The following is a 10,620-nucleotide window of genomic DNA, read 5'->3' on the forward strand; positions in this document are numbered from 1 at the left end:
AAGAGGTCGCGTCTGCGGCTGCGGGCGGCTTAGCTTTGTCGTTTGTGGACATTCGCGACCTGACGGCCGATGATCTCGACGCCGTGCTCGACAACCGCAAGCGCGCCTTCGGCCCGCTCTCCCCGGGCGACGTGGAGACGTGGCGTAAACGCTTCGAGCTCCTGCCCGAGGGGTCCTACCTGGGCTCCTTCGAAGGCTCCCGGCTGACCGGCACGGCACGGATCAACCGCTTCACCCAGTGGTGGCACGGGCGGGCGCTGTCCATGGGGGGCATCGCCGGCGTGACCGTCGCGCCGGAGGACCGGGGACGCGGCGTGGGCCGCACGCTCATGTCCGCCGTGATCGACCGGTGCGGCGAACTCGGGCACGTCACGTCCGCGCTCTATCCGGCCACCACGCCGCTCTACCGGAGCCTGGGCTGGGAGCACGCGGGGGCGCAGTTGACGGCCGTCCTGCCCACTGAGGCGCTGCGGGGCATGGGCGACGGCGCCTCAAGGGCCGTGAAGCTGCGCCGCATGGGCCCGGACGACGCGCCGGAGCTCATGGCGGTGCTGGAGCGGGTCTACGCCTCCACCCGTGCCAGCGGGCCGCTCGGCTGGGACGAGCCCACGTGGCGCCTGTGGCTCGACGACGATGACGACTTCTGCTACCTGGCCGACGACGGTTATGTGATCTACCGCTGGGACTCCGGCGACATCGAGGTCGACAACCTCGTCGCCGGCTCCGAGGCCACGGCGCGCGCCCTGTGGTCGCTCGTCGGCACCGCCTCGTCGATCGCGACGTCGGTCAAGGCCTCCGTCGAGCCCCACGACCCGGTTCTGTGGATGCTCCGCGAGCGGCAGTCGGACGAGGTCAGGCAGACGCGCTGGATGTACCGCCTGATCGATCTGCCCACCGCCATCGAACGGCGCGGCTTCCCCGCCGGGGTCTCCCTCGACGTGGCGATCGAGGTCGACGACCCGCAGCGGGCCGCCAACTCGGGCACCTGGCGCCTGGAGGTCGCGTCGGGATCCGGTACGGCTTCCGCCGCGGCGGGCACCGAGCCGGGGCGGGCGCCCAGATTCACGATCGGCGGCCTGTCGGCACTGTTCGCCGGAGTCCCCACGTCCACTCTCCGGCGTACGGGACGGCTCGCCGGCGGATCTCCCGAGGCCGACGACCTGCTGGACGCCGCCTTCAACTGCGCCGCGTACATGATCGATTACTTCTGACGCGAGCGAAGACGAGCCGATCACGGTAGAGTTCGGGGCCGAACAGATGTTCGGCGGTTCGCGGATGCCGCTGGGCGAGCGGACCAGGGGAGGCCTGCCGGTGCGGATGCCCGAGTTGCGAGTGCTGGGGGTCGACCCCGGGCTGACGCGATGCGGCATCGGCGCGGTCGAGGGCCGTCCTGGGGCGCCTCTCAATCTCGTCGCGGTGGGGGTCGTGCGCACTCCGCCCGAGGACGACATCGGCTCCCGCCTCGTGGTGATCGAGGCCGAGATCGAGCGGTGGCTCGACGAGGTCAAGCCCGACGCGGTGGCCGTCGAGAGGGTGTTCGCCCAGCACAACGTCCGCACCGTCATGGGCACCGCTCAGGCCTCCGCCGTCGCCATCGTGTGCGCCGCCCGCAGGGGGCTGCCGGTCGCTCTGCACACCCCCAGCGAGGTCAAGGCCTCCATCACGGGGAACGGCAACGCCGACAAGAAACAGGTGGGCACGATGGTGACCCGGCTTCTGCGGCTCGACGCGATGCCGAAGCCCGCCGACGCCGCCGACGCCCTCGCGCTGGCCATCTGCCACGTGTGGCGGGGAGGCGTCCAGAACCGGCTGGCCGAGGCCCTCGCCCGGTCGCGTGGCGGCGCCTCGGCCGCGATGGCCGCGGGGTACCGGCATTCGCCCGCGGCCGGCCGTACGGACGACCGGACGGGCCGGTGACCGTCCGATCCGCGATGGGGGCGGCACTCTGTCTGCGGGCTCTGGTAGGACTGGGGTCGGCACGCCGGCGCGGGCTGCCGAGGGTCCCGCGACGGAGATCGTGGCAGGGTCTCGAGACCGGCCATGACGTTCACGCCGGCGGGCCCGCGGGACGGCGTCACGGCCGTTCCGCCCGGGGTGGGAAAGGGACGGGCCGATGATCGCATCCGTGGCCGGTGAGGTGACCGCCATCGCGCCGGACGCCGCCGTGATCGAGGTCGGCGGGGTGGGCATCCTGGTGCACTGCACGCCCGGCACGCTCGCCTCGTTGCGCGTGGGCGAGGCCGCCCGGCTCGCGACCGCGCTCGTCGTGCGGGAGGAGTCGCTCACGCTGTACGGCTTCGCCGCGGAGGACGAGCGGGTCGTGTTCGAACTGCTGCAGACGGCCAGTGGGGTGGGGCCGCGCATCGCCCTTGCGATGCTGGCGGTCCACACGCCGAACGCGCTGCGTGTCGCCGTGGCCGGCGCCGACCTCAAGGCGCTCACGATGGTCCCCGGCATCGGGCAGAAGGGCGCCCAGCGCATCGTGCTCGAGTTGAAGGACAAGCTCGGCACCCCCGACGAGGCCGTCAACGCCGCCCTGAACGGCAAGGCCAAGCCTCCTGCCTGGCGCGAGCAGGTCCACTCCGGCCTGGTCGGGCTCGGCTACTCCGCCAAGGACGCCGACGAGGCGGTCGCCGTCGTCGGCGCGGAAGCGGACGCGGAGGTCGCGGCGGGCCGCGCGCCCCAGGTCGCGGCCCTGCTCAAGGCGGCACTCCGTGCGCTGAGCGTTCGATGAGGCCCACCATGCGGCACACGGACCGGGAGCGAGCATGAGCCTCGAACGTGATCTCGTGTCTCCCGAGCCGGAGAACGACGAGCAGACCATAGAGGCCGCGCTGCGGCCGAAACGTCTCGACGAGTTCATCGGCCAGGCGCGGGTCCGCGAGCAGTTGTCACTCGTGCTGGAAAGCGCCCTTCGCCGGAACCGGCCGCCCGACCACGTGCTGATGAGCGGCGGCCCCGGCCTCGGGAAGACCACGCTCGCGATGATCATCGCGGCGGAGCTCGGCGCGCCGCTCCGGGTGACCTCCGGTCCCGCGCTCGAGAGGGCGGGCGATCTCGCCGCGATCCTCTCGACCCTGTCGGAGGGCGAGGTGCTGTTCATCGACGAGATCCACCGGATGGCCCGGCCCGCGGAGGAGATGCTCTACCTCGCCATGGAGGACTTCCGGGTCGACATCATCGTCGGCAAGGGTCCGGGGGCGACGTCGATCCCGCTGGACATCGCGCCGTTCACGCTTGTGGGGGCGACGACCCGCGCGGGCCTGTTGCCCGCACCGCTGCGCGACAGGTTCGGGTTCACCGCGCACATGGACTTCTACCACGCGAGCGAGTTGGAGCAGGTCCTGAACCGCTCCGCACGCCTGCTCTCCGTCGACCTCCCGGACGAGGGCGCCCATGAGATCGCCCGGCGGTCTCGCGGCACGCCTCGAATCGCCAACCGGCTGCTCAGGAGGGTCAGAGACTTCTCGGAGGTCCGCGCCGAGGGTGTGATCACCAGAGAGATCGCCTCGGCCGCACTGAATCTTTACGAGGTCGATGCCGAAGGGCTGGACCGGCTCGACCGGGCGGTTCTCGGCGTCCTGCTCCGGAAGTTCGGGGGCGGCCCGGTGGGCCTGTCCACCCTCGCCGTGGCGGTGGGGGAGGAACCTGAGACCGTGGAGGTCGTGGCCGAGCCCTTCCTGGTACGGCAGGGTCTCATCGCCCGCACTCCGCGCGGCCGGGTCGCGACGGCGTCGGCCTGGGCTCATCTCGGTCTGACTCCGCCTCCTGACGCATTCGGCGCGTCCGTCCTGCCAGGTCTGTTCGACGAGGCCTAGACGAGCATGTGGACGGGGTGACGCGTGCCGTACAGGGGAGGAAATGAAAGGGAAAAGTCCCAGGAAAAGTCGTGCACCTGTGATGTATGGGCCTTGTGGGATCACAAATCGGTTTCGAAGGCTATGAAACAGGAACTTTCCCGCGAGCCAGAACGTGTGCTCGTTGCCGGGTCAAGAACGGCTCGCATACACTGCGTGGCTTGACTGGCCGCTTACGCCGACCCGTGTAGCGTCGCGGCGGCCACGTGGCAATGCGCATCAAACCTCCGGCGTCAGCCGGGTTAATCACGTAAGGAAGGGTGGCCCCGTGGGTAGCAACCCGCTTGGGACGTTCCTGCCGCTGATCTTGCTGGTAGTGGTCTTCTACTTCCTCTTGATCCGTCCGCAGCGAAAGCGGCAGCAGGAGCAGGTACAGATGCAGAACAACCTGGCTCCCGGCGCCCGAGTCATGACGACGACCGGGCTGTTCGGCACCGTGTCGGCGATCGACGACGACGACGTCATCCTGGAGGTCGCCCCCGGAATCGAGACCCGGTGGGTCAAGGCGGCGATCGGCCGTGTGGTCACGCCCGCGGAGGGAACCTCTGATGAGGAGGCCGACTCGACCGTCGTCGACACCCCCGACACGACGACGGACGGCGATGACTCGAGTAGCAAGCAGTCCTGAGTAGGCTGATCGCACACCCTTTGACGAAAGAACTGACCACCAGTGGCCCCACCGACCAGTAGCCAGATCAAGCCGGGACGCACGCTCCTGGTACTTCTGGCGATCATTCTCGCCATGGGCGCGACGATCGCCCTACAGAAGGCGTTCGTCCCCAAATTCGGCCTCGACCTGGCCGGTGGGACCACGGTGACGCTTTCGCCGGCCACACTCGACGGGAAACCGCCGTCGGACGAGAGCCTCGACCGTGCCGTCACCATCATCCGGGCGCGTGTCAACGGCAACGGCATCACGGACGCCGAGGTCGCCAAGGCGAACTCCAACATCGTGATCTCGCTCCCCGGAGTGGGGCAGCGTGAGGCGGTGGCGCGAGTCGCCACCACCGCCGAGCTGCGGATGCGCCAGGTGCTCGCGGTGGCCGCCGCGACGAACCAGCCGGTTCAGATGCCGACGGCGGCTCCGACACCCAGCGGCTCGGGCGCTCCGAGCGCCACGCCGACCGGCGGATCGACGCCCACTCCCAGCGTGAGCGGGACGCCTGCGGGCAGGGCACTGTCCTCGGCCCTCGCCGCGCCCTCGCCGTCCGCAACCGCGGACGCCAAGGGCGGAGCGAAGAGCGACGACAAGGCGAAGGGCGACGCGAAGGGGAAGGCCGAAGCCACCCCGACGCCGCCCGTTCCCCCTCCGGGGGCCACCGAGGACCCGCTCGCCGGCGCGGACACCAGCGGCATCGACCCTGCGTTGCTGGACAAGTTCCGCGACATCGACTGCACCGCCAAGGACCGCGGTCAGGGCACCGCGGACGATCCGAACAAGCAGATCGTGGCATGCAGCCAGGACGGCACGGCGCGGTACATCCTCGACAAGGCGGCCGTGCAGGGCACCGAGATCAGCGGAGCCTCCGCCGGCACCGACCCGACGACGGGTGAGTGGATCGTCCAGGTCACCTTCAAGTCCAAGGGCGCGACGGAGTTCGCCGACATCACCCGGCGGATCACCACGCTCACGGCGCCGCGCAACCAGCTGGCGAACGTGCTCGACGGCGTCGTCGTCGTGGCCCCGACGATCGAAGAGGCGATCCCCGGCGGAAGTGCCCGGATCTCCGGCAACTTCACCCAGCTGACCGCCAACGATCTCGCGGACCAGCTCAAGTACGGCGCGCTGCCGCTGAAGTTCAAGCAGAGCGAGGTCGTGTCGGTCTCCTCGACGCTCGGCCAGGACCAGCTCCGTGGCGGCCTCATCTCGGGCGCCATCGGCCTGCTGATCGTCATTCTCTACTTGTTGCTCTACTACCGGGGCCTCGGCCTGATCGGTGTGGCGAGCCTCGGCGTGGCCACGGTGATCACCTACTCCACGGTGGTGCTGCTGAGCCATAACGCGGGCTTCCGGCTCTCGCTGCCCCACATCATCGGCCTCGTGGTCTCGATCGGCATCACGGCGGACTCGTTCATCGTCTACTTCGAACGCATCCGTGACGAGATCAAGGAGGGCCACCGCACGTTGCGCTCGGCCGTCGAGGTCGCCTGGCGCCGCGCGAGACGGACGATCCTCGTGGCCGACGCGGTCATGTTCATCGCCGCGATCGTGCTGTACTTCCTCGCGGTCGGCGGCGTGGCGGGCTTCGCGTTCGCGATGGGCCTGACCACACTGATCGACATCGTGGTCGTCTTCCTCTTCACCAAGCCGCTCATGTCGCTGGTGGCGCGGATGAGGTTCTTCGCCAAGGGCCACAAGCTGTCCGGACTCGACGCGGAGCGCATGGGCCGTACGAGCCCCGCCGAGCAGACCCTGCAGGAGGCGTGATGCCGGGTGTTATCAGTCGCCTCTACCGCGGCGACATCAACATCGACTTCGTCGGCAAGCGCAAGATCTGGTACGGCCTGTCGGCCTTCCTGCTGATCATCTCGATACTCGGCCTCGTCCTTCACGGACTGAACCTCGGTGTCGAGTTCAGGGGCGGCTCGGTCTTCGACTTCGCCCGGACGCCCGGGTCGAGCGTGGAGCAGGTCCGGTCGACCGTCGAGGGCGCGGGCCCGCACCAGGTGATCGTCCAGCAGGCGGGCTCGAAGAACTGGCGGGTCACCACGGAGAGCCTGGACGTCGATGGGGTGTCCAAGGTCCAGAAGGCGGTCGCCGAGGAGTACAAGATTCCCGAGGCGCAGGTCAGCTCTCAGGTGATCGGGGCCACGTGGGGCGGTGAGGTCTCACAGAAGGCCTGGCTCGGCCTCGTGGTCTTCATGCTCGCGATCATGCTGTACCTCTCGGTGGCCTTCGAGTGGCGGATGGCGCTCGCCGCCGTCGTCGCCCTCGTGCACGACCTCGTGATCACGGCGGGCATCTACGCGTGGTCCGGCTTCGAGGTCACTCCGGCGACCATGCTGGGCTTCCTGACGATCCTCGGCTACTCGCTGTACGACGCGGTCGTGGTCTTCGACATGATCAAGGAGGTGACGGGCAAGCTCGGGACGTCGGCCAAGATGACCTACACCCAGGCGGCGAACAACGCCCTCAGTCACACCCTGATCCGGTCGCTGAACACCTCGCTCGTCGCGATCCTGCCTGTGGCGGCGATCCTGTTCATCGGGACCACGCTGCTCGGCGCAGGCACGCTGAAGGACCTGTCGCTGGCCCTGTTCGTCGGAATGCTCGTCGGCACCTACTCCTCGCTGTGCGTCGCCACGCCGATCCTGGTGACGCTCAAGGAGCGGGAGCCGCAGTGGCAGGCGCTGGCCAGGCGGGTCGCGGCCCGGCAGGTCTCCGCCGCCAAGGCCGCCGCGGCGACCGCGGGCGGGAGCCGTACCGGCAAGGAGCCCGTCGCGGCGGGTTCCCAGAACGGCGCCGCGGGATCCCAGAACGGCACCGTGCCCGGTGGGAAGCAGCGCAAGAAGCGTTAGCCGTCCGGACACTCGGACACTCGAGCGCCCCCGCCGCCCGCAACGGGCAGCGGGGGCGCCGCTGTTTTCGGGCGGCGTCCGCAGCGGTCCTTGGTTGAGGGGGCGGTGGGTCTGCCGGGTTTGACCGAGCAGCAGGCGGCCTGCCGTACGGGGAGGGCCCGCCGGATGTGCTCTAGGGTGGGCGTCGTGACTGACTGGAGCGCCCTGATTAGGGACATTCCTGACTACCCGAAGCCGGGGATCCTGTTCAAGGACATCACCCCGCTCCTGGCCGACCACGCGGCGTTCACGCAGGTCGTGGATGAGCTGGCCGACGGCCTCGTCTTCGACAAGGTGGTCGGCATCGAGGCGCGGGGGTTCATTCTGGCCGCGCCGGTGGCGTACCGGAGCGGCGCCGGGTTCGTCCCTGTCCGGAAGGCGGGCAAACTGCCGGCTGCGACGCTTGAGGCCTCCTACGACCTCGAGTACGGCTCGGCGACCATCGAGGTGCACGCGGACGCCTTCGCGCCCGGCGAGCGGGTTTTGATCGTCGACGACGTGCTGGCCACGGGCGGGACGGCCGAGGCGACCGTGGAACTGGTCAGGAGGGCGGGCGCGGAGGTGACCGCCGTGTCGTTCCTGATGGAGCTGTCGTTCCTGTCCGGACGGGACCGGCTGCCCGGTCTGGAGGTCCGCGCGCTGCTGAGCGTGTGAGCCCGATCGCGGGGCCGCCCGATCATGGGCGCGAACAGTCGGCGGAGAGTGCTGTGGCGGCACGGATACACTGAGGGATCTGGACTCGACGTGAGGAGTCTGTGTGCCCCGTGATGTGGTCGTGCCTGACAGCACGCGGGCTGGACGCGGGACCGACCCGCGCGAGGCCCCCGAGCCGGCCGATGTGCCCGCTGACGCGGTGCCCGACGCATCGGGGGGCGCGGAAGAGAGACCGGCGCCGGCCGCGCGACGACGGCTGACCCGGTTCGGGGGGCAATGGGGTGCTATGAATCCGGTGCTGGAGCCGCTGTTCAAGACGGTCCGGGCGACCCATCCCAAGTCCGACATGCGCCTGATCGAGCGCGCCTACGACATGGCCGCCTACCATCACCGCGACCAGAAGCGGAAGAGCGGCGACCCGTACATCACCCATCCGCTGGCCGTGGCGAGCATCCTGGCCGAGCTGGGGACCGACGACGAGACCCTGTGCGCCGCCCTGCTGCATGACACCGTCGAGGACACCGCCTACAGCCTCGACGAGTTACGGGGCGACTTCGGCGACAACATCGCCCTGCTCGTCGACGGCGTGACCAAGCTGGACAAGGTCAAGTTCGGCGACGCCGCGCAGGCCGAGACCGTCAGGAAGATGGTCGTCGCGATGTCCCGCGACATCCGGGTCCTGGTCATCAAGCTCGCCGACCGGCTCCACAACATGCGCACGATGCGCTACATGCCCGAGCACAAGCGGCAGCAGAAGTCCCGGGAGACGCTCGAGATCTTCGCGCCCCTGGCCCACCGGCTCGGCATGAACACCATCAAGTGGGAGCTGGAGGACCTCGCGTTCGCCATGCTCTATCCGAAGCGGTACGACGAGATCGCCCGGATGGTGTCGGAGCGGGCGCCCAGACGTGACCTGTTCCTGCAGGAGGTCATCGAGAAGGTCTCCGCCGAGCTGCGCGAGGCCAAGATCAAGGCCACGGTGCGCGGGCGGCCGAAGCACTACTACTCGATCTACCAGAAGATGATCGCCAAGGACGTGGCCTTCGACGACATCTACGACCTGGTGGGCATCAGGGTGCTCGTCGACACGGTCCGCGACTGTTACGCGGCGCTCGGGACGATCCACGCACAGTGGAGGCCGGTACCCGGGCGGTTCAAGGACTACATCGCCATGCCCAAGTTCAACATGTACCAGTCGCTGCACACGACGGTCATGGGACCCGAGGGCAAGACGATCGAACTGCAGATCCGCACGCGGGCGATGCACAACCGCGCGGAGTACGGCGTGGCCGCCCACTGGAAGTACAAGGAGGAGACGAACGGCTCGGGGCCTGCCAAGGCCAAGCAGGTCAACGACATGGCCTGGTTGCGGCAGTTGCTCGACTGGCAGAAGGAGACCTCCGACCCGGGCGAGTTCCTGGAGTCGCTGCGTTTCGACCTGTCGGTGTCCGAGGTGTTCGTCTTCACGCCGCGGGGGCAGGTGATCGCCCTTCCCGAGGGTGCGACGCCCGTGGACTTCGCGTACGCCGTGCACACGGAGGTGGGACACCGCTGCATCGGCGCCCGCGTGAACGGGCGACTGGTGCCGCTGGAGTCCCGGCTCGGCAACGGGGACACGGTCGAAATCTTCACCTCGAAGTCGCCGGACGCCGGACCGTCGCGTGACTGGCTGAAGTTCGTCAAGAGCGGCCGAGCCCGGAACAAGATCCGTCAGTGGTTCTCCAAGGAGCGCAGGGAGACCGCGATCGAGGCCGGCAAGGAGGCCATCGGGCGGGCGATGCGCAAGCAGGGCCTCCCGCTCCAGCGCCTCATGTCCGGCGAAGCGCTTCTGGCACTGGCGCGCGACCTGCGCTATCCGGACGTGTCCGCGCTGTACGCGGCGGTGGGGGAGGGCCATGTCGCGGCCCAGTCCGTCGTTCAGAAGCTCGTACAGGCGCTGGGAGGGGTCGACGGGGCTGAGGAGGACCTGGCGGAGGCCGCGGTCCCTACGAGGCTCAAGGGGCGCTCCAGGGCCAATTCGAACGCCGGCGTCATGGTGGCGGGCGATCCGGACGTGTGGGTGCGGCTGTCCCGATGTTGTATGCCGGTACCCGGCGACGACATCGTCGGATTTGTCACGCGAGGTCACGGAGTTTCCGTACATCGGACGAGTTGTCCGAACGTAGAGCAGTTGAGTGCGCAGGCGGACCGCCTGGTTCAGGTGTCATGGTCGCCGCAGGACGATTCGCTCTTCCTGGTAGCGATCCAGGTCGAGGCCCTGGACAGGCCTCGCCTGTTGTCCGACGTCACGCGGACGTTGTCGGACCACCACGTGAACATCCTGTCGGCATCGGTGGCGACCTCACGGGATCGGGTGGCCGTCAGCAAGTTCACCTTCGAGATGGGTGATCCCAAGCATCTCGGCCACGTCCTCAAGGCCGTCAGGACCATCCAGGGCGTCTATGACGTTTACCGCGTCACCAACTAACCCAGATCCGGCCCCTTTCTTTCCCCCTTGGGCGTGATCATGCACAAGTTCGGAAGAAGGTGCAGTGGCCTGCCTGGACTCAAG

At 68.9% G+C, this 10,620-nt stretch carries 9 protein-coding genes; all 9 read left to right on the plus strand.

Annotated elements, in window-relative coordinates; genetic code table 11:
• Positions 1-44: 44 nt before the first annotated feature.
• Positions 45-1,211 (plus strand): GNAT family N-acetyltransferase, encoded by a 1,167-nt coding sequence (locus tag Pmi06nite_RS36900; protein WP_203957862.1) that lies wholly within the window; start codon positions 45-47, stop codon positions 1,209-1,211.
• Between the two features lie 115 nt (positions 1,212-1,326).
• Positions 1,327-1,917 carry a crossover junction endodeoxyribonuclease RuvC gene (gene ruvC, locus Pmi06nite_RS36905; protein WP_203957874.1) on the plus strand — a complete coding sequence of 197 codons (591 nt, stop codon included), beginning with the start codon at positions 1,327-1,329 and terminating at the stop codon, positions 1,915-1,917.
• Between the two features lie 196 nt (positions 1,918-2,113).
• On the plus strand, positions 2,114-2,734 hold the full coding sequence (ruvA, locus tag Pmi06nite_RS36910; RefSeq protein ID WP_203957863.1) for a Holliday junction branch migration protein RuvA: 621 nt from the start codon (positions 2,114-2,116) through the stop codon (positions 2,732-2,734).
• A 34-nt stretch (positions 2,735-2,768) separates the two neighbouring features.
• Entirely contained in the window at positions 2,769-3,818 is a 1,050-nt protein-coding gene (ruvB, locus tag Pmi06nite_RS36915) for a Holliday junction branch migration DNA helicase RuvB (RefSeq protein ID WP_203957864.1), read from the plus strand.
• Positions 3,819-4,125: 307 nt separating this feature from the next.
• Positions 4,126-4,485, plus strand: a complete 360-nt coding sequence (gene yajC / locus Pmi06nite_RS36920; RefSeq protein WP_203957865.1) for a preprotein translocase subunit YajC — start codon at positions 4,126-4,128, stop codon at positions 4,483-4,485.
• A gap of 114 nt (positions 4,486-4,599) precedes the next feature.
• Positions 4,600-6,285 (plus strand): protein translocase subunit SecD, encoded by a 1,686-nt coding sequence (gene secD / locus Pmi06nite_RS36925; RefSeq protein ID WP_203957866.1) that lies wholly within the window; start codon positions 4,600-4,602, stop codon positions 6,283-6,285.
• Complete coding sequence (secF, locus tag Pmi06nite_RS36930) at positions 6,285-7,376, plus strand: protein translocase subunit SecF (protein WP_203957867.1); 1,092 nt, start codon at positions 6,285-6,287, stop codon at positions 7,374-7,376. Before secD ends, secF begins: the two co-directional genes overlap by 1 nt.
• A 165-nt stretch (positions 7,377-7,541) precedes the next feature.
• The gene (locus Pmi06nite_RS36935) at positions 7,542-8,069 is read left to right on the plus strand and encodes an adenine phosphoribosyltransferase (protein WP_203957868.1); all 528 of its coding nucleotides are present in this window, start codon (positions 7,542-7,544) and stop codon (positions 8,067-8,069) included.
• Positions 8,070-8,355: 286 nt separating this feature from the next.
• Entirely contained in the window at positions 8,356-10,536 is a 2,181-nt protein-coding gene (locus Pmi06nite_RS36940) for a RelA/SpoT family protein (RefSeq protein ID WP_203957869.1), read from the plus strand.
• The last annotated feature ends 84 nt before the right edge of the window (positions 10,537-10,620 follow it).

This window comes from Planotetraspora mira (assembly GCF_016863275.1).
Classification (GTDB): Bacteria; Actinomycetota; Actinomycetes; order Streptosporangiales; family Streptosporangiaceae; genus Planotetraspora; species Planotetraspora mira.